The 20105-nt window shown below is 57.1% G+C and carries 19 protein-coding genes; 12 read left to right on the top strand and 7 right to left on the bottom strand.

Translation table 11 applies throughout. The features are described 5' to 3' along the window. The first annotated feature begins 87 nt into the window (after window positions 1-87). Window positions 88-570: an Lrp/AsnC family transcriptional regulator gene (locus GS620_RS02250; protein ID WP_117869097.1), complete on the top strand. Its 483-nt coding sequence runs from the start codon at window positions 88-90 to the stop codon at window positions 568-570. 128 nt (window positions 571-698) lie between these two features. Here the strand turns inward: GS620_RS02250 and GS620_RS02255 are convergent, their stop codons facing one another. Then, window positions 699-1880 (bottom strand): cytochrome P450, encoded by a 1182-nt coding sequence (locus GS620_RS02255; RefSeq protein ID WP_171613878.1) that lies wholly within the window; start codon window positions 1878-1880, stop codon window positions 699-701. Between GS620_RS02255 and GS620_RS02260 the strand changes: the two genes are divergently transcribed. The 6 genes from GS620_RS02260 to GS620_RS02285 all read left to right on the top strand — a co-directional run bounded on the left by GS620_RS02260 (window position 1879) and on the right by GS620_RS02285 (window position 8883). Further along, on the top strand, window positions 1879-3660 hold the full coding sequence (locus GS620_RS02260) for an ATP-binding protein (RefSeq protein WP_171613880.1): 1782 nt from the start codon (window positions 1879-1881) through the stop codon (window positions 3658-3660). The two genes, GS620_RS02255 and GS620_RS02260, sit on opposite strands and share 2 nt — an antisense overlap. Further along, the gene (locus tag GS620_RS02265) at window positions 3657-4886 is read left to right on the top strand and encodes a sigma-54 dependent transcriptional regulator (protein ID WP_171116154.1); all 1230 of its coding nucleotides are present in this window, start codon (window positions 3657-3659) and stop codon (window positions 4884-4886) included. Before GS620_RS02260 ends, GS620_RS02265 begins: the two co-directional genes overlap by 4 nt. Before the next feature lie 362 nt (window positions 4887-5248). Further along, entirely contained in the window at window positions 5249-6250 is a 1002-nt protein-coding gene (locus GS620_RS02270) for a DctP family TRAP transporter solute-binding subunit (RefSeq protein WP_171116152.1), read from the top strand. 113 nt (window positions 6251-6363) lie between these two features. Beyond that, the gene (locus GS620_RS02275) at window positions 6364-7041 is read left to right on the top strand and encodes a TRAP transporter small permease (RefSeq protein WP_171116150.1); all 678 of its coding nucleotides are present in this window, start codon (window positions 6364-6366) and stop codon (window positions 7039-7041) included. Further along, window positions 7041-8417 carry a TRAP transporter large permease gene (locus GS620_RS02280; protein ID WP_152457844.1) on the top strand — a complete coding sequence of 459 codons (1377 nt, stop codon included), beginning with the start codon at window positions 7041-7043 and terminating at the stop codon, window positions 8415-8417. Before GS620_RS02275 ends, GS620_RS02280 begins: the two co-directional genes overlap by 1 nt. Window positions 8418-8571: 154 nt before the next feature. Then, window positions 8572-8883 (top strand): multidrug efflux SMR transporter, encoded by a 312-nt coding sequence (locus GS620_RS02285; RefSeq protein WP_171116148.1) that lies wholly within the window; start codon window positions 8572-8574, stop codon window positions 8881-8883. A gap of 495 nt (window positions 8884-9378) precedes the next feature. On the opposite strand, the gene tpiA is transcribed toward GS620_RS02285, so the two are convergent. After that, window positions 9379-10128 carry a triose-phosphate isomerase gene (tpiA, locus tag GS620_RS02290; RefSeq protein WP_171168346.1) on the bottom strand — a complete coding sequence of 250 codons (750 nt, stop codon included), beginning with the start codon at window positions 10126-10128 and terminating at the stop codon, window positions 9379-9381. Window positions 10129-10276: 148 nt separating this feature from the next. Then, a complete protein-coding gene (locus GS620_RS02295) occupies window positions 10277-10642 on the bottom strand; it encodes an iron-sulfur cluster assembly accessory protein (protein WP_171613881.1) in 366 nt (121 codons plus the stop codon). Between the two features lie 289 nt (window positions 10643-10931). On the opposite strand from GS620_RS02295, the gene GS620_RS02300 reads away from it, so the two are divergent. After that, window positions 10932-11201, top strand: coding sequence for a hypothetical protein (locus GS620_RS02300; protein WP_171328554.1), 270 nt, complete (start codon window positions 10932-10934; stop codon window positions 11199-11201). 218 nt (window positions 11202-11419) lie between these two features. Here the strand turns inward: GS620_RS02300 and GS620_RS02305 are convergent, their stop codons facing one another. The 3 genes from GS620_RS02305 to GS620_RS02315 all read right to left on the bottom strand — a co-directional run bounded on the left by GS620_RS02305 (window position 11420) and on the right by GS620_RS02315 (window position 13045). After that, entirely contained in the window at window positions 11420-11782 is a 363-nt protein-coding gene (locus GS620_RS02305; RefSeq protein WP_152457849.1) for an SUF system Fe-S cluster assembly protein, read from the bottom strand. A 94-nt stretch (window positions 11783-11876) separates the two neighbouring features. Next, on the bottom strand, window positions 11877-12155 hold the full coding sequence (locus GS620_RS02310) for an NfeD family protein (RefSeq protein WP_171116140.1): 279 nt from the start codon (window positions 12153-12155) through the stop codon (window positions 11877-11879). Further along, the gene (locus tag GS620_RS02315; protein ID WP_171362931.1) at window positions 12155-13045 is read right to left on the bottom strand and encodes an SPFH domain-containing protein; all 891 of its coding nucleotides are present in this window, start codon (window positions 13043-13045) and stop codon (window positions 12155-12157) included. The genes GS620_RS02310 and GS620_RS02315 overlap by 1 nt, the downstream gene beginning before the upstream one ends. A 175-nt stretch (window positions 13046-13220) precedes the next feature. Here GS620_RS02315 and GS620_RS02320 point away from each other — a divergent pair, with 175 nt between their 5' ends. The 4 genes from GS620_RS02320 to lon all read left to right on the top strand — a co-directional run bounded on the left by GS620_RS02320 (window position 13221) and on the right by lon (window position 18457). After that, a complete protein-coding gene (locus tag GS620_RS02320; protein WP_171204688.1) occupies window positions 13221-14132 on the top strand; it encodes a nucleoside hydrolase in 912 nt (303 codons plus the stop codon). 63 nt (window positions 14133-14195) lie between these two features. Then, a complete protein-coding gene (gene tgt, locus GS620_RS02325) occupies window positions 14196-15326 on the top strand; it encodes a tRNA guanosine(34) transglycosylase Tgt (protein WP_171613883.1) in 1131 nt (376 codons plus the stop codon). Window positions 15327-15417: 91 nt separating this feature from the next. Next, window positions 15418-15825, top strand: coding sequence for a DUF6636 domain-containing protein (locus tag GS620_RS02330; protein ID WP_171231708.1), 408 nt, complete (start codon window positions 15418-15420; stop codon window positions 15823-15825). Between the two features lie 223 nt (window positions 15826-16048). Further along, entirely contained in the window at window positions 16049-18457 is a 2409-nt protein-coding gene (lon, locus tag GS620_RS02335) for an endopeptidase La (RefSeq protein WP_171116130.1), read from the top strand. Window positions 18458-18501: 44 nt separating this feature from the next. Here lon and GS620_RS02340 read toward each other — a convergent pair whose 3' ends face one another. Continuing rightward, window positions 18502-20088: an APC family permease gene (locus GS620_RS02340; RefSeq protein ID WP_171613886.1), complete on the bottom strand. Its 1587-nt coding sequence runs from the start codon at window positions 20086-20088 to the stop codon at window positions 18502-18504. Between the last annotated feature and the right edge of the window lie 17 nt (window positions 20089-20105).

A 20105-nucleotide genomic window follows, 5' to 3' on the forward strand; every position in this document is an offset into this window, starting at 1 on the left:
AGCGCCATATCGCCGCTGAAATAAGGACAAGTGTTCCGATTTTCGGGAAAACCGGAACAGGGGTGTCGAAACAGAAGGAAAATTGGAATGTCGGTGCGGATAGATGACACGGATCGAAAAATTCTGGCCGAGCTGCAACGGGACGCAGGACAATCATTGGACGAAATTGCGGCTCGGGTCGGTAGTTCAAAGACGCCTGTCTGGAATCGCATTCGCAAGCTCAAGGGGGCGGGAATCATCGGCCAGCAAACGGTGCTGCTGGATGCCGAGGCACTTGGGTTCGAAGCCACCTTTTTTGTTTTGATCCGCACCTCGGAACATGAGGCGGACTGGCAACGTAAATTCCTGAAAGCATTGAAGGATCACCCCGAAGTGCAAGAGGCGCACCGGTTGGCGGGTGATATCGACTATATCCTGAAAGTCCGGGTCAAGAACGCACGTGCCTATGATCAGTTCTATCAGTCGCTCATCTCGGAGGTGCGCGTGCACAATGTCACGGCGTTGCTGTCCATGGAAGAGATCAAGTCCACGACGATGTTGCCGCTGAATGCGTTGGCAGAGGGGGCCTAGAACACTCGACCGTGGCTCCTCCGCCAGTGTCTTTCAGGGGGCTTTGAGCCAGATGAACTGATGGGTGTTTTCATCCGGCCGGAAGCAAAATCGCCGGAAGCGTCGTGTAGATATGCGAAATGTGATGGCTAACGTCTGACCAGCAGCTGATTCAGCCCGTGAAAGTGATAGCTGTCCGAGTAAAGCGGCGGCGTAGCCAGTTTCAGGTTTGGGCAGCTTTCGAACAGGATCGGCAAAGCAATCCGCATTTCAAGACGCGCCAGCGGTGCCCCGACGCAGAAATGAATTCCGCCCCCAAAGCTTGTGTTGACTTCAATCGGACGGCTCGGCTGAAACGTGTTCGGTTCAGCCCAGACAGCGGGGTCGCGGTTGGCCGCGCCAAGCAACAGTGCCACTTGATCGCCACGTTTGAATGAATGGCCGAACAGATCCACGTCCTCATACGCGTAACGTGTGAACATGTGCAGAGGCGGGTCATAGCGCAGGATTTCTTCGATGGTTGCGTCGAGTCCATCCGGTGCCAGGGCGTCGGGGGCGGTACGGGTCTGCAACAGGGTTTTCACCCCGTTCCCCAGTGAATGCTCGGTGGCCTCATGGCCTGCGTTGAGCAGCAGGATGCAGGTGGCAACCAGCTCGTCCAGTGACAGTTTCTGGCCTTCTTCCTCGGCGCTTATCAACCGGGTTATCAGGTCGTCCCGTGGATCATTGCGCCGCAGCTCTATGTATTCCTTTAGGAATTCGGTGAACTCCCGTGATGATTTGGCGGCCCTGTCTTCGGTGGCCTGCGTGCGGTTGGCCTGATACATGGCAACCATATCGTGTGACCACTGCAACAGGTCAGGCGCCATAGCTTCAGGGACGCCCAGAAGCCGGCAGATCGTGATCACCGGCACCTGAGTGCAATAGGCTTCCAACAGATCGAACGACTTATGAGGGAAGCCTTTGATCAGGTCGTGGCAAAGGTCTTCGATGGACGGTTGCAGCGCAGAAATCGCCCGTGACGTGAAGGCGCGCATAACCAACGACCGAAGGCGTGTGTGCCTTGGTGGTTCTGCTTCAAGCAGTGAATGGGCCTCGATGGCCAGCCAGGGCGCCAGGTGGGCTGGACCTTGCTCTGCCAGTTCGGGCGGAACCTCGCGGCCAAACCTGCGGTCCCGAAACAGGGCGCGAACCGCGCGGTATGAAACCGCGGCGACCAAACCATAGTCCTGCCAATAGAACAGATCGCCTGAGCCTCGCGTCTTGTCGTAGAACGGGTAGGGGTTTTGGACGAAACCCGGGTCTGTCGGTGATTGCGAAAAAGACTTCATGCGCCGCACACTTGCCATGCGGCGCATTGAATGCAAGACCCTGTCTATGCACAGGGTTTGGTTCATTTCCGGTTTTTTGCTCGCCGTTGGGCTATTGTCGGGGTTTGTCTGGTCTTATGGATATCGACAGGCCCTGTCTCAGCTGAGCGAGAAGGCAGAGGCAGATCTTGAGCTGGCGGCTGACCGGCTGAGCACGCAGATGCAAGTGTATCAGGAACTTGCCGTACTGATGGCAACTCATCCCGTTTTGCATGAACTGGATACGCAGGCCGGTATTCGCCAAGCCCAGGCAACGCTGCTGGACGTCGCTGACAAAACGGCCGCCGTAAACATGATGTACCTGGATACGAACGGGCAGGTTCTGGTATCGGCGCAGCCTGTGTCCCAGCGCAACATGGCCCATCATCCGGCTTTCCGCCGTGCGATGCAGGGCGCCTTGGGCAGTGCGCATGAGGTTGTACCTTCGGGCGAAGACCGGATCTATTCCTATGCCGCCCCCACTTTTGGCCCGTCTGGCCAGATCGAAGGCGCGTTGATGGTCGTTGCTGATGTTCAGGACGTTGAACAAACGTGGCGTGGCAGTACCGAGGCGGTTTTCTTTGTCGATTCAGATGGTGTCGTTTTCATTTCCAACAGATCCGACCTGCTGTTCTGGCGCCGGGCGGACGGTGAGGCGGGATTGACGCCGCCAGATGGTGCGGCCGTCGATTTTTCTTCGAAACAGGTCGGCAGGCACGAGTTGTGGCATTTGAACTGGGGGCGTTACCTGCCGCGCGATGCGCTGCATCTGACCCTTGATTTGCCGGTGATCGACATGACGGCCGAGGTTCTGGTGGATGTGGCGCCAGCCCTTCAGCTTGCCAGGCTTCAGGCGGCGGCCGTCGCGGCGATCTGTCTGGCCTTTGGGGCCATGCTCTTTCTTGCCATGGAGCGGCGGCGGGCATTGGCAGAAGCGAATGCCGTTCTGGAAAGCCGTGTGGCCAAACGTACCCATGACCTGACAGTGGCAAATGCCAGTTTGCGCAAGGAAGTGGCGGAACGGGAAGAAGCCGAGGCGGCGCTGCGGCGGGCCCAGGCAGACCTGGTGCAGGCGGGAAAGCTCAGCGCATTGGGGCAAATGTCGGCAGGGATCAGCCATGAACTGAACCAGCCGCTTATGGCCATACGACAATTCGCGGATAACGGTTCAGCGTTCATGACGCGGGGAAAACCTGAAATGGCTGCCGAGAATCTGGGCCGGATCTCGGAAATGGCGGCGCGGATGGCGCGGATCATCAAGAACCTTCGCGCCTTTGCCCGCAACGAAAGCGAACCGATGGGGCGGGTTGACCTGATACAGGTTCTCAACACCGCTGTTGAACTGACCGAGGCCCGCCTGCGAGACGACGATGTAACCCTGAACTGGAACCCCCCGAATGGCGCTGTGTATGTTTGGGGGGGTGAAGTACGTTTGGTGCAGGTGTTCGTAAATCTGATCAACAATGCGGCGGATGCAATGCTGGGGCGACCAAAACGGATTATTACGATAACGCTGCGAAAAGGCGCACGATTGAGCGTTTCCTTGCAGGATACTGGCCCGGGCATTGAAGACCCCGACCGGATGTTCGAGCCCTTCTATTCCACGAAAAGTGTTGGATCGTCAGAAGGTTTGGGGCTGGGGCTTTCCATTTCCTACGGGCTGGTTCAAAGTTTTGGTGGGGATATACGGGGCGCGAACACGGCGGATGGGGCCATGTTTACCGTCGAACTGGAACCCTGCGACAAGGAAGAGGCCGCATGATGCGCAGGGTTTTGTTGGTCGATGATGATGCCGCCGTACGCGAGGCCCTGTCTCAAACTCTGGAATTGGCGGATTATCAGCCAACGACCGCTGGATCCTTTGTGGCGGCCAAGGATCACATCAGCCGCGAGTTTCCCGGTGTCATCATCTCGGATATCCGCATGCCGGGGCGGGACGGGTTCCACCTTTTGTCTTATGCCCGAGAGGTCGATCCGGATCTTCCCGTGGTTCTTCTGACGGGTGAGGGCGATATTCCCATGGCCGTCGACGCCATGGGAAAGGGTGCGTTCGATTTTCTGGAAAAGCCGTGCGCCGCGTCCGATCTTCTGGAGGTGCTTGAACGCGCCTTTGCAGCCCGTTCGCAGGTGTTGGAGCAAAGAGCGGCGAAATCCGAGTTGGAACGAGGAGACCCCGCCGCGCGTTTGCTGTTCGGACTGTCGCCGCAGGCCGAGGCCCTGCGCGAACGGGTTCGGACCGTTGCGCCAACAGGTGCCGAAGTTCTTGTGACGGGACCGCCGGGCAGCGGCATCTCAAAGGTCGCCGAGGTCGTGCATCTGATGTCGCCAGCAGGGCAGGGACCATTTGTCAAACGCACGGCCTCAAGCCTCAGCCCCGACGACTTGGCCGAGAGCTGTGAAGATGCGGCAGGTGGGTCATTGTTTCTGGATGAAGTCTCGGCCATGCCCCATGCCACGCAATTTGCGGCGTTGGAGATCATCGAGCATGGACCGGGCGGGCGTATCATTGCGGGAACGACCGCTGATCTTTCGGCGCTAAGTTCTGAAGGCCGGTTCAATGCAGACCTGTTTTACAGGCTGGATGTCATGCGGGTGCGTATTCCATCGCTGGCAGAACGCCCCGACGACATTCCGGTGATCTTCCGTCATTACGTTGCACAGGCCGCAGAACAGGCGGGGATCGTGGCGCCGGAAATCTCGTCCGAGCATCTGGCGTCGCTAATGGCCAGCGACTGGCCGGGGAATGCGCGATCCCTGATGTCAGCCGCGATGCGCTTCGTGCTGGGAATGCCGGAAGAAGTCGCGCAGGCAACTGATCTGGGGCTCAGCGAACAGATGGCGCGGGTGGAGCGGTCGCTGCTCATCGCGGCGCTGGGTCGTCACAACGGCAAGGCATCAGATGCGGCGAAGGCATTGAAACTGCCGCGCAAGACATTTTACGACAAGCTGGCACGGTACCAGATTCGGGCCGAGGATTACCGGCGGTAACGGTCGGGCTCCCGCCACCTTTTTCCGCATTAACATGCGTCTAAAGCTGTTGGGCCGGGCAGCCCGCTGTCGCGGACTGCGGTTTCGCACCAGTTGATTCGGGTGTTTTGATTCGCAGGGTGTGCGGATTTCCGCACAAACTGGAAGATTGCTGTGCGGAATCTCGCACTCGGGGTTTCGAATGGATCGAGTATACATTGCAAAATGCTTCATAACATTTTGAAATAAATAATATTAATAGAAAATTGAGGGGCAAAAAACAAATCGTTGAGTGGATCGTGCCGATTCGTTTCACTTCGCTTCATCTGACACCGAATTGGTGTCGAAGGACAGTTTCAAGGAAGTCTGGGAGGAAAAGACAGATGAAATTCCTGACAACGGCAGCAACCGCTCTGGCGCTGACAGTCACAGCCACCGCAGGGATGGCAGCCTGCGACGATGGTGAAATCGTCGTCAAGTTCGCGCATGTGACCAACACTGACAAACACCCCAAGGGCATCGCCGCATCGCTGCTGGAACAGCGCGTCAATGATGAGATGAACGGCGTGATGTGCATGGAGGTCTATCCGAACTCGACCCTGTACAACGACGACAAGGTGCTGGAGGCGATGTTGCAGGGCGACGTTCAGCTGGCCGCACCGTCGCTGTCAAAGTTCGAGAAGTTCACCAAGCAGTTCCGCCTGTTTGACCTGCCGTTCATGTTCAAGAACATCGATGCTGTGGATGCGTTCCAGGCTTCGGCTGATGGTCAGGCGATGAAGGACAGCATGCAGCGCCGTGGCCTTCAGGGGCTGGCCTTCTGGCACAACGGCATGAAGCAGATGTCGGCCAACAAGCCGCTGGTCGATCCGTCGGATGCAAACGGTCTGAAGTTCCGCGTGCAGTCTTCGGACGTTCTGGTGGCACAGATGGAGGCCATTGGTGGCAGCCCGCAGAAAATGGCGTTCTCGGAAGTTTACGGCGCGCTGCAACAGGGGGTTGTGGATGGTCAGGAAAACACCTGGTCGAACATCTATGGCAAGAAGTTCTTCGAAGTACAGGACGGCATCACCGAGACCAACCACGGCATCATCGACTATCTGGTCGTAACCTCTGTGGATTGGCTGGACAGCCTGGATCCGGACGTGCGTGATCAGTTCCAGACCATTCTGGCTGAAGTCACGGAAACACGGAACAAAGAAGCCTTTGCCGTGAACGAAGCAGCCAAAGCCTCGATCGTTGAAGCAGGCGGTGTCATCCGCGAGTTGACCCCGGAACAGCGTCAGGCCTGGGTTGATGCGATGAAGCCCGTTTGGGACCAGTTCGCAGGTGACGTGGGTCAGGACAAGATCGACGCGGCTCAGGCCATCAACGCCGGCTTCTGAATCTGGCCAAAGGCAGCGCGTCCGGGGACTGGGGAGTATTCGACGCGCTGGCCGGGCGGGCTGAACAAGCCCGCCCAACACTCTCTCATCACAAAAAATGCGGGGACAGAAAGATGTCTGGTGCGAATTCCGGCCAAGGCGGGCTGGTCGACCATATCGAAGAAACCCTGATCGCGTGTCTGTTGGGCCTGATGACGGTCGTGACATTTGCCAACGTGATCGCGCGGTTTGTTTTCAATTCCAATATCCTGTGGGCGCTTGAACTGACGGTGTTCACTTTTGGCTGGCTGGTGCTGCTTGGTGCCTCTTACGCGGTCAAGAAACACTCTCATCTGGGTGTTGACGCGATCCTAAACATGCTGGCCCCGGCGCCGCGTCGCATTCTGGCGCTCATCGCTGTGGGGTGCTGTCTGGTGTTTTCGCTGCTGTTGCTGAAAGGCGCCTATGACTATTGGGCGGTCTTCGCGGATCTGCCGCCGACATCCGGACGCTGGTTCCCGACCGGGCTCAACTTCGACGCCCGCAGCCAGAGCTTCTATGAGGTTGACGATATCCCGATGGTCGCTCCGCTGCGGTTTCTGGAAGACCTGATCAACTATGGCGAAGGATACGAGAAGCTTCCCAAGGTGGTGCCCTATCTGGTGCTGCCGGTATCGATGCTGCTGCTGGTGATCCGGTTCGCCCAGGTTGCCGTTCAGATCTGGCGTGGCGAAACGGATCGCCTTGTCGCCAGCCACGAAGTCGAGGACGAGATCGAAGAAGTCCGCGCTCAGCAAGGAGAGCACAACTGATGGACGTCGTACTTCTTTTCTCGATGGTCGTCGGCCTGCTGCTGATCGGTGTGCCGATTGCGGTTGCGCTTGGCCTCAGCTCGACCCTGTTTCTGCTGATCTACTCTGACAGTTCACTCGCTTCTGTCGCGGGCACGCTGTTCGAGGCTTTTGAAGGGCATTTTACCCTGCTGGCGATCCCGTTCTTCATCCTGGCGTCGTCCTTCATGACAACAGGCGGTGTCGCACGACGGATCATCCGGTTCTCGATCGCCTGTGTCGGGCATTTGCCCGGCGGGCTGGCGATTGCGGGCGTCTTTGCCTGTATGCTGTTCGCAGCCCTGTCCGGGTCGTCCCCGGCGACCGTGGTCGCCATCGGCTCGATCGTCATCGCGGGGATGCGTCAGGTGGGCTATTCCAAGGAATTTGCCGCCGGTGTGATCTGCAACGCGGGGACACTGGGTATTCTGATCCCTCCGTCCATCGTCATGGTCGTATATGCCGCCGCTGTTGAAGTCTCGGTTGGGCGCATGTTCCTTGCGGGGGTTATTCCCGGTCTGATGGCTGGTTTGATGCTGATGATCACCATCTATGTCATGGCCAAGGTCAAGAACCTGCCCAAGGGTGAATGGAAAGGCTGGGGAGAGATTTTTACCTCGGCCCGTGAGGCCGGTTGGGGTCTTTTCCTGATCGTCATCATTCTGGGTGGTATCTATGGTGGCATCTTCACCCCGACCGAGGCCGCCGCAGTCGCCGCAGTCTACGCGTTCTTCATTGCCAGCTTTGTGTACAAGGACATGGGCCCGCTGAGCACGGAAGAAGGCACACAGAACCTGCCGCTGCTAAAAAAACCCTATGCGCTGATCACGGCTTTCTTTCACCCGGACACCAAGCATACGCTGTTCGAGGCTGGCAAGTTGACTGTCACTCTGCTGTTCGTGATCGCCAACGCGCTGATCCTCAAGCATGTTCTGACCGACGAACAGGTGCCGCAGCATATCGCCGAAGCGATGCTGTCGGCGGGCCTTGGCCCGGTGGCTTTCCTGATCGTGGTGAACGTGATCCTGCTGATCGGCGGTCAGTTCATGGAACCGTCTGGCCTGCTGGTCATCGTGGCGCCCCTGGTGTTCCCGATCGCTATCGAGCTGGGCATCGACCCGATCCATCTGGGTATCATCATGGTGGTCAACATGGAGATCGGGATGATCACGCCTCCGGTCGGTCTGAACCTGTTCGTGACTTCGGGTGTTGCGGGTATGCCGATGATGAGCGTTGTGAAGGCGGCGCTGCCCTTCCTTGCGGTGCTGTTCGTCTTCCTGATCATGGTGACGTATATTCCGTGGATATCGACCTTCCTGCCCAACACCTTCATGGGGCCGGAAATAATAACCAACTAGACTGCCTGAAAACTGAGCAAAGCCGGGTGGTGTCAACTTCCCGGCTTTTTCGTGTCTTGAAACCGCGCGATGGGTTCTTATCTGAGGCATAGAGGACGACCTCTGCTTTCTGGGACATCATTCGGGACGACCCGTACGGATATGAGGTTGTCTTATGCCCTGGATCTTTCTTCTGTTTGCTGGCCTTTTGGAAATTGTCTGGGCGGTTGCCATGAAGCAGTCGGCCGGTTTTACCCGATTGTGGCCGACGGCCGTGATGGGCGTTTCGATGTTGGGTTCATTTGGTCTGCTGGCGCTTGCAATGCGGGACTTGCCGTTGGGGACCGCATACACGATCTGGACTGGGATCGGTGCGGTGGGGGCGTTCAGTGTCGGTATTCTGTTTCTTGGCGAAGCCCTGACACCTGCGCGGATCGCAGCTGCGGTTCTGATCGTGACAGGCCTTGTGGTGATGAAGCTGGCCTGATGCGCTTGACTTGCCAAGCCAAAGTACTTCGGCAGCTTACAGCACACACAAGAAGCGGAGCTCGGAATTTTTACCGGCTCTGACAAACGCATTTTGTGTGGCTTCTAAAAAGGCAAAGGCCGGATTTGATAACGGCGGATGTCGCATCGGATCGGTTCTGGCGCGGGATGGCGGAGTTGTCTCACAAGGTCGCAATCATCCTGTACAGGGCGGCAACCCGACCGTGCTGGAAGAGCTGGATGCCCTGCCCAAGGCGGGGCGTCAGAAAACATATCGCGCCATTACCCAGTTTAATTTTGTTCGCTTCCCATCGCTCAGTTCGGAATCCCGCGTATCTTCGTCAACTCATGGAGTTTCGTGCGCAAGGCAGGATTTTTGTACGATAAAAAGGGACGGGCCTGTTGTAGTGAACAACCCTGACCGCAACGCGTTGAAGCGACGATCTATTGAATAACCGATCCTTGAGCCGAAGAAACTGTGGGACGAAGTCTGGAACTAGGCGCCTTCCAGCGCTTGAATAATATCCGAGAAATCAGACGCTTTCAGGCTGGCCCCGCCCACAAGTGCGCCATCGACGTTGGAAACTGAAAATATATCCGCCGCGTTGCTGGGTTTCACCGAACCGCCATAAAGCAGGCGGACAGAACGGCCCACGCCTTCGCCAAAGCGGCGCTCCAGCCGGGCGCGCATGAAGTCGTGAACTTCCCCGATTTCTTCCAGGGTGGGAACTTTGCCGGTGCCAATTGCCCAGATCGGTTCATACGCGACGATCAGGTTCTCGCCGGTCGACTGATCCGGGATCGACCCGGACATCTGGCCGCCGATGATGTCGAGCGTATTGGCCGCTTCGCGCTGCTCAAGGCTTTCGCCGACGCAAATGATCGCCTTCAGACCTGCATCCATCGCTGCGCGCGCCTTGGCCCGCACATCTTCATCATGTTCACCGTGGTCCACGCGGCGTTCGGAATGGCCCAGGATGACCGATGTTGCACCGGCATCCACCAGCATATCCGCACTGATATCTCCGGTGTGTGCGCCTGATTTTGCGGCATGACAGTCCTGACCACCGACAGAGATGGCGGTGCCCTGAACGGCAATTGATGCGCGGCTGAGCAATGTTGCCGGTGGGCAAATCAGGATATCCACCGATGCCGCCGGGTGGATCTGAGACAGCGCCTTCAACTCGGTCAGCTCAGCGCCGGTCCCATTCATTTTCCAGTTTCCAGCCGCCAGCTTCTGCCGCATTTCGGTATCTCCCTGATCATCCGATGATTTTAGCATGCGGATAGCATTGTCGGCATCATCTTACAATTCTGCTCGCATGCTGATCCCGGACGGAAACATCGAAGATGGGTCCGCATGCGACGTTCAAATGAAAAGTGATGAGGCGGGCTTAGCCTTGTTGGGCGATGTTTTCGTCAAATTTGATCGACTCACCGCAGCCGCAGGCGTCGACGACGTTCGGGTTCTTGAATTTGAATCCGGATTCCAACAACGACACTTCGTAATCGATTTCGGTTCCAAACAGAAACATCTGGGCCATTGGCGCAATCATGATGCGCGCGCCGTCCTGTTCGACGATTTCGTCATGAGGATCTGCCTGGTCGACATATTCCATGGTGTATTCCATGCCTGCGCAGCCGCCTTTTTTGACGCCGATGCGCAAACCAGCGTGACCGCCCGAATTCATCAGGCGGGTAATATGCTCTGCGGCTTTGGGCGTTATGGTCACAGCCTGTTTGCCGGGGATGCCGAACATGTAAATCTCCGTTGTCGCGCGTTACACCTAATCTAGGGGCCAAGGCTCTTTTGCTCAAGGCAATGTCGTGTAAAGAAATTGAATTCGCTGGAAAGCTTAGTGTTTCTGCGTCGCCGCTCTGCAAACTTGCTTTGATACGGGAGGCGGGGTTAGCATCGGTCTTATGAAGTTTTGGAACCCCGTCCGAATAGATGGCATGACATGAAGTGGTAAAAATATGAATTATTTAGAGTCGAAAGTTAAAGTAGCTTTACTTGCGGCCGCACTTTTTTTCGTAAGCGTGTGTGCGATGTCCGACGAAGCTTGGGCGGCCACGGGATCCGAACGGCACCCGGTGAATTGTGCAACGGCGGAAGGGGATCTGCGCGCAATTGCATCGGAAAAGAAACATGCGGAAGACAAACAACTGGAAAGCATTGCTGCCATAACACCTGCCGGGGCTCTGTTGGGGCTGGTCACGGGAACCGAGCAAAAAAGGCTGCAAATGCTGTCAGGTGACTACGTCAAGCAACTGGACGCCAGAGCGGCAGAGATCAAGGAAACCTGCAATCTGAATTGATCGTCGTTGTCGGAACAAAAAAGGACCGTTCTCGGGCAAGAACGGCCCATATTCTTGAGCTGGGAAGCGGGGGGCGGTCATGGCGTGCCCAGCCGACGGCACCGCATACGCGAATGCCACCTTCAGATGTTATCCGTCAGGAGTGTGACAGGGGCTGCACGACAAGGTGACGAAAATGCCAAGCTTTCGTGACAGTTGGCAGGGCAAGTGCCTGATGGCTACATAAAGCCCAATTCCAGGCGCGCCTCATCTGACATCATTTCCATGCCCCAGGGCGGTTCCCAGGTCAGTTCGACATCGACTTCCTTGACGCCTGCAACAGGTTCAATCGCCTCGACAATCCAGCCAGGCATGTCGCCCGCGACCGGGCATCCGGGTGCCGTCAGGGTCATGATAACTTTCACTGCGTTGTCCGGAGAAATGTCGATCGTATAGATCAGGCCCAGGTCATAGATGTTGACTGGAATTTCCGGATCGTAAACCGTGCGGCACGCTTCGACGACTGCCTCGTACAGCGGGTGTTCAATCGTTGACGGCGCAATCAGCGGGGTGCCTTCAAACTGTTCGCTCGGGTGGGTCATCTTTGCCTCGGGTCAGTTGCCTGAGTGATTATATAGGGAATACCAGCAACAGCGTCCAGTAGGGGCGTGACGCTCGGGTGAGCGTCACTGTGTCTTAGTCATTGATGTCATGCGTGAAGGTTTTGACCTGACCGTGCGGCAAGGCAAAAAGCCGGCGCAGGACAAGCCATGCGATCAACGAAAGAACTGCGAAGATCAGCGCAATCACATGCAATGACAATGTCAGACCGGGGATGGCGAGGATGAGACCGGTGATCGCGGCCCCGATTGCAAAGCCCAGAAAGATGAATCCGGGCAGAACGATTTCCAGGATCCCCAGAGCCAGCGCGGCGGCCAGCCAGATCCACCAGGTCAACCAAAAGGGATCAGCCATCATCTACCTCCTTTGAGCATCTTGAACGCGTCACCAAAGGCTTCGAGCGCATTGGCAGGCACAACTATGGTCTGCTTGCCGGAACCGTTGCCCAGTGCATTAAGGGCTTCAACCTGTTTCAGCGCAACCTGATACTGCGCAGCCTCGATGCCATTGTCCTGAATGGCCTTGGCGACGACGCCTGTCGCGTAGGCCTCGGCCTCGGCCTGAATGCGGCGGGCCTTGGCTGTTTGCTCGGCGGCATACAACTCGGCATCGGCCTGTAGCTCGACCGAGCGTTTCAGACCTTCGGCCTCGGTCACCTGCGCGCGGCGGGCGCGTTCTGCGTTCAGCTGTTGCAGCATGGCATCGCGGGTGGCCTGATCCAGATTCACATCCAAAATCTCGGCACGGGTCACTTCGATTCCCCAATCATCCACTGCGGTTTCAACGCTTTCCTGAATGCGTGAAATCAGTTGCGATCGGTTCGATTGTACTTCGTCCAGATCCATCTTGCCAATCTCGGCCCGGACAATGCCAGCAACGGTGGTTGCAATCGCACCATCAACATCGCGGATTCGATAGACTGTCTTTTCCGGCTCGAGAATGCGGTAAAAGACTGAGGTGTCGATCTGCACCAGAACGTTGTCCTTGGTGATCGCGTCTTGCGTCGCGTTCGGCAACTGGCGTTCAAGGATCGAGATTTTGTGGCGGGCAACGTCCAGTAACGGAACAATGAAATTGATGCCGGGGCCAAGCACCGAATGCAGTCTTCCAAACCGTTCAACCACGTATTTTTCGGATTGCGGAACGATCTTGATGCCCTTGAAAATAACGATGACCACCAGCACGGCGGCCAGCAGGTAAATGATGTTTGATGAAAGCAGTCCGATGATCTGATCTTCGGTCATTCTGTCCTCTTTTTATTGTGTACTATGGTATACATATGGGGATCGAGTCGCTCGATTTCAACTCTGGTATGGAGGGAAAACCGGCAGATGCAAACGCCTCACTACGGGAATTCAGCATTGAGCCGAACTGCTGTGACTGCTTTGCATCCCGGCTTGTTTGCGGTATCGGGCGGGGATGAAATTGATAATCGATACAGACCCCGGCATCGACGATGCCATGGCGATCGCCTATGCCGCCGCTGCGCCTGAATTTGACCTGATCGGCCTGACCACGGTTTTCGGCAATACGCATGTTCATCAGTCCAGCCGCAATGCCCGTTTTCTGCTGGACAAGCTGGGCCTGGACCTTCCGGTGGCGGAGGGTGCGCCTTTCCCTCTGGGGGCTGACATGCACGTCCCATCGGACCATGTCCATGGTCCCGAAGGGTTTGGCGATCTGACCGAGATTCCCGAGATTGGACGGAACCATGATCTTCCCGCCGCAGAGTTTCTGGCCGAGATGGCCCGGATGCACAAAAACGAGTTGGTTGTTTGTGCGGTCGGACCGCTGACCAACATTGCCAACGCCATGCGATTGGACCCGGAATTTGCCGGTAATCTCGGCCGTTTGGTGATTATGGGCGGTGCCGTCTACTGCAAGGGCAACGTTACCGACCATGCCGAAGCCAACATCTATCACGATGCGGTTGCCGCAGATGCGGTCTTTTCCGCACCGCCCGAGACCGTGCTGGTTGGTTTGGACGTTACCCTGAAAACACTTTACGAGACCGCGGACTTCGACGCGCTGGCTCAAAAATCGCCCGGCATGGGATCTTTTCTGCGTGATATCTCTCGATTTTACCTGAAATTCTATAAAGAAATCGGCGGATTGGAAGGGTGCGGCCTGCATGATTCAACCGCCGTGATCGCCTGTTCGCACGGGGCCATGTTCGACATGGTCGAAACCGGGCTGCGTGTTGTGACGGAAGGCGACCGGATAGGTGCGACGCAACCTGACCGGGATCGTCCCGCAGTTCATGTTTGTCGTGATGTGGATGGGGCGGGTGTCGTGCGTCTGTTTACTGACCGCGTTGCATCCTTGCCCTGACGGGTTGCAAAGACCGATCGGATCGGGCAAATCCTGCCCGGTTCGGCGATCCGAGGCGATGACATGACCCAGCAATTCTCTTTCAAGCTCAAGGCTGCAGACGGCAAGGCGCGCACCGGTGTTATAAGCACTCCGCGTGGCGAGGTGCGGACACCTGCCTTCATGCCGGTTGGTACCGCGGCGACAGTCAAGGCGATGATGCCGGAAAGCGTCCGGGCCACCGGGGCCGACATCCTGCTGGGCAACACCTATCACCTGATGCTGCGCCCCACGGCCGAGCGGATTGATCGCCTGGGCGGGTTGCACAAGTTCATGAACTGGGACCGACCGATCCTGACGGACTCGGGGGGGTTTCAGGTCATGTCGCTGGCCGGTTTGCGCAAGCTTACCGAAAAGGGTGTGACCTTCAAATCCCATATTGATGGATCGAAACACGAGCTGACGCCAGAAAGATCAATGAAAATTCAGCGCCTTCTGGGTTCCGACATTGTGATGTGCTTTGACGAATGCCCTGCATTGCCTGCAAATCGCGACCGGATCGCCGAGTCCATGCGTTTGTCGATGCGTTGGGCCGAGAGGTCCCGTAACGCATTCGGGGATCGTCCGGGGCATGCTCTGTTCGGAATCATGCAGGGCGGTCTCGAGCGGGACCTGCGGGAAGAAAGCGCCGAGGCGTTGAAGAAGGTTGGTTTCGAAGGCTACGCCGTTGGTGGTCTGGCAGTGGGTGAGGGGCAGGAAGCCATGTTCGACTGTCTCGATTACGCGCCTGATTTCCTGCCCATAGATAAGCCGCGTTACCTGATGGGCGTTGGCAAGCCGGATGACATAGTCGGAGCAGTGGCGCGCGGGATCGACATGATGGATTGCGTTCTGCCCTCGCGCTCGGGCCGTACCGGTCAGGTGTTCACGCGCCATGGCGTGGTGAACATCAAGAACGCGCGTCATGCGGATGATCCACGCCCGCTGGATGAAAACTGTTCTTGCCCGGCCTGTTCGAACTATTCACGTGCCTACCTGCACCATGTGTTCCGCGCCAACGAGATGATCTCGGGCATGTTGCTGACCTGGCACAACCTGCATTACTTTCAGGAAATCATGCAGGGCATGCGGGACGCGATCGCTGAAGGCTCATTCGAAGCGTGGCAGGCCGCGTTCCACGCGCAACGCGCACAGGGGGACATCGAGCCCCTGTAACCTGTCCGTTCAGGTGACAATTGCGGGGTTTTCCGGTATTCTGAAACCACTTTGTTCAAAGTTGTTTTGTTTGTTACCCGGAGAATTTTTGATGTTCCGCTTTTTCCTCGGCGCAGTCATTTTTTGCGCATCCCCTTCCGTTGCTGACGTCTGGACCTTTGAAACCCCATCCGAAAACATTCAGTGTTCGGTGGGGGAAAGCCCCGAGTCCTCGGACATTCGGTGTACGATCATAGAAAGATACGGCCCTCCGGCGTTGCCGCGCCCCGCGAACTGCCAATCTGACTGGGGGCATGATTTTCAGATGTTCGACACCGGTCCCGTGGAATTGCTGTGCCAGCCACTGAACCGGAGCCGGGACGGATTTGACCGTGCGGAATACGGTGTAACCGGTCGGTTCGGAGGATTTACCTGTACCTCCTCCACGAAAGGTCTGGAATGTCGCAACCTGGATGGCCACGGTTTTTTTCTGTCCCGGGCGGTGCAGCAGGTGTTCTGACCCTGAATTTGCGCATTGCATATGCATGCCACACTAATTTCGGTGGATATGTTCCCGGGACATCTTGCAGTCCCGAAAACCTCGGTTCATGCTGCGACACGATACATGGCGATAAGGTTGAAAAAGGGCGATGAGGCCCCACCTTTATCGTCCAAGACAGGAGATGGCCGGATGTTGCCTCGATGAGGGACAAGCGCCATCTTGCCAACGATAAGGATAGAGCATGCAAGAGCCTCTGAATTCCTCATACCCCGTCCTGCCGCTGCGCGATATCGTGGTGTTCCCACATATGATCGTGCCGCTTTTCGTGGGCCGAGACAAATCGGTCCGCGCGCTGGAAGAGGTGATGCAGGATGACAAACAAATTCTGCTGTCCAGTCAGATCGACCCCAGCGTCGACGACCCGGATGAGAACGGTATTTACCAGTCCGGTGTTCTGGCCAATGTGTTGCAGCTGCTGAAACTGCCCGACGGCACCGTCAAGGTGCTTGTCGAAGGGCAGGCGCGCGTGCAGATCACCGAGTTTCTTGAAAACGAAGAGTTTTTCGAGGCGCGGGCGGAATATCTGACCGAAATCCCGGGTGACGTCACCACGACCGAAGCCCTGTTGCGCACCGTCGCGGACGAGTTCGAGCGCTATGCCAAGGTGCGCAAGAACATCCCCGAAGAAGCGCTGACGGCCGTGGGTGAAACCACCGAGCCGGCAAAGCTGGCCGACCTTGTGTCGGGCCATCTGGGCATCGAGGTCGAACAAAAGCAGGACCTGCTGGAAACACTCAGCGTCAGCGAGCGGCTTGAAAAAGTCTATGGCCTGATGCAGGGCGAAATGTCGGTTCTGCAGGTCGAGAAAAAGATAAAGACCCGCGTCAAATCCCAGATGGAGAAGACCCAGCGCGAGTATTATCTGAATGAGCAGATGAAGGCCATTCAGAAAGAGCTTGGCGATGGCGAGGACGGCGCGAACGAGATCGCCGAACTGGAAGCCAAGATCGCCGAGACCAAGCTGTCGAAGGAAGCGCGCGAGAAGGCGGAAGGCGAGCTGAAGAAGCTCAAGAACATGTCGCCCATGTCAGCCGAAGCAACCGTGGTGCGCAATTATCTGGACTGGATTCTGTCTTTGCCGTGGGGCACCAAATCCCGCGTCAAAAAGGATCTGGGTCGTGCGCAGGATATACTGGACGCCGATCACTATGGCCTTGAAAAGGTCAAGGAGCGGATCGTCGAATATCTCGCCGTTCAGCAGCGTTCGAAAAAGCTGAAAGGCCCGATCCTGTGCCTTGTCGGCCCTCCGGGCGTGGGCAAGACCAGCTTGGGTAAATCCGTCGCCAAGGCCACGGGGCGCGAGTTCATTCGCATTAGCTTGGGTGGGGTGCGCGACGAATCCGAGATCCGCGGCCACCGCCGGACCTATATCGGTTCGATGCCCGGCAAGATCATTCAGGCGCTGAAAAAGGCGAAAACCACGAACCCGCTCATCCTGCTCGATGAAATCGACAAGATGGGGCAGGACTTCCGTGGTGACCCGGCCTCGGCGATGCTCGAGGTGTTGGACCCGGAACAGAACAACACGTTCATGGATCACTATCTTGAGGTCGAATATGACCTGTCCAACGTGATGTTCCTGACCACGTCCAACAGCTATAACATGCCCGGGCCGTTGCTGGACCGGATGGAGATCATCCCACTGGCCGGCTATACCGAGGATGAAAAGCGCGAGATCGCCAAACAGCACCTGATCGCCAAGCAGGTCAAAAACCATGGTCTGAAAACCAAGGAATTTGAGCTGACCGATGACGCGCTGCAAAAGATAATCCGCACCTACACCCGCGAGGCCGGTGTGCGGAACCTCGAGCGCGAAATCGCCAAGGTGGCACGGAAGGCGCTGACCAAGATCATCAAGAAAGAGGCGGAAACCGTTACGGTCACGCCTGAAAACCTGGATGAATTCCTGGGCGTGCCAAAGTTCCGTTACGGTCTGGCCGAACAGGACGATCAGGTCGGTGTCGTGACCGGTTTGGCCTGGACCTCGGTCGGGGGCGATCTGCTGCAAATCGAGGCGCTGAAGCTTCCCGGCAAAGGTCGGATGAAGACGACAGGCAAGCTGGGCGATGTGATGAAAGAATCCATCGATGCGGCGTCGTCATATGTGCGGTCGATTTCTCCCAAGATCGGAGTCAAACCGCCTCAGTTCGACAAGATCGACATCCATGTGCACGTGCCGGATGGCGCAACGCCCAAGGATGGTCCGTCAGCGGGTCTGGCGATGGTGACATCGATCGTATCGGTTCTGACGGGCATTCCCGTACGCAAGGATATCGCCATGACGGGCGAGGTTTCGTTGCGCGGGAACGCAATGCCGATTGGCGGCTTGAAGGAGAAACTGCTGGCTGCGTTGCGCGGTGGTATCAAGACGGTCCTGATCCCAGAGGAAAACGAAAAGGATCTGGCGGATATCCCGGATAACGTAAAGGAAGGGCTGGAAATCATCCCGGTCAAGCACGTCTCGGAAGTTCTTGAGCACGCTCTGGTTCGTACACCGGAACCGGTTGAGTGGGACGAAGCCGCCGAGGAGGCTGCGGCAGCCGCAGCAGCCTCGTCAGAGGCGACTGGGCCATCGGCCACGGCACACTAAGCAGATTGAGCGAATGAAAAGGCGGGGCGAATGCCCTGCCTTTTTTACAATCCAATGACGGGTTGCTTTGGATCAAGAATTTCTTCTTCGGCTATGTATTCCTTGAACTTTTTGGGTGGCAGCGCCGAGCGGACGGCCAGAACGAAAATGCTCGACGAAAACAGGATGCAAAGCAGAAGGTCCCACCCAAACGGGATCTGCTTCAACGAACCGGCTCCGAATTGCCCAAGGAATGAGATTAGCCCAAGGCCTGAGAAATAAGGCACAAGCCACAGGGCCTCGGTAACGTCCATTTCATCCAAACGTCCCCGGAACCGGATCAGCAACAGAATTTTTCCGACAATCAGCGCGATGCCAAGCCGCCAGACCGTGTCCCATCCGCTCCAATAGACGATCAGCGTGGCGATGGCGAAAGCGGACAGCGCGACAAGTCGCACGGCCGGTATTCGGATCGATCTGGGATGATCTGGCATAAGGTTTCGCAGGCAAACCACGGCTATGGGCCCGACGGCGAATGACAAGACGATGGCCGCACCGTTCAGGGCAATGACGGTGGTAAAGGGTACTGTCAGCAGGAAAACCGTTCCGATCAGAAAGTTCAGCCCCAGCGCCCACAGTGGAACCCCGAATGACGACAAAACCTGCAACTGTTTGGGCAGGAAACCGTTTTTTGAAAGGGCGAGGGCGATACGGGCGTTCGATCCGGTTGCGACCAGCCCGTTTCCAAAGGGGCCTATCACGGATCCGACATTCAGCAGGCTCAGAAACCAGACCAGCCCAACAGACATGATGATGGCGTCCAGTGGTCCTTCGCCCCCAAAGCTCAACTGTGCCCATCCTTTGGACAGCATGGATGGGTCCAGCGCACCGATGAAGGCCACTTGCAAGCCAAGGTAGATGACGGCGCAAAGAACAATCGACAACACCAATGCGGCCGGAATTGCAAATTTTGGATTTCGAACTTCGCCAGCCATATCAACCACATGGCGAAAGCCGATGAATGAAAAAATAACGCCCCCGGTGGAAACGGCGGCCATGATACCCTGCGCGCCGTAGGGGGCAAACCCATCCGGCTGGGTGAAGTTCTCGATGTTGAACCGGCTTGCGACAAGCAGAACGGACAGGACAACTGGTATGGCGATCTTGGCCCAGGTCAGCGCAGCATTGACGCGCGTGAAGAACTTGACCCCAAGCGCATTCACCGCGACGAACAGCAGCATGAAAACCAGCGCAACGAAAATACCCGCCCCGGTCAAATCACCTGTCTCTGCCGTATGCAGCCAGGGCGCATACGGCGCCAGGTACTTCAGCATGGCCTCGACTTCGATTGGCGCTGTGGTGTTGTAGCCGATCCAGGCGGTCCATCCCATGGCCATCGATACGATGTTACCATGCGAAAACTGAGGCACGCGCGCGATCCCTCCGGGAATGGGCAGCATGGCGGAAATCTCTGCGAAGGTGATGGCCAATATGAACATGGCAACCGCGCCGACTATCCACGAGATCGTGGCCGCGGGCCCTGCATGCTGAACGGCCAGAAGGGGGCCGAATAACCAGCCCGAGCCGATGATTCCTCCGACTGAAATGAAGGTCAGTCCCAGCAGGCCAATGTCGCGCTTTAACCCCGTCATGGTGACCTCAGCCTTTG

This window comes from Ruegeria sp. HKCCD6428, assembly GCF_013110595.1.
Lineage (GTDB): Bacteria > Pseudomonadota > Alphaproteobacteria > Rhodobacterales > Rhodobacteraceae > Ruegeria.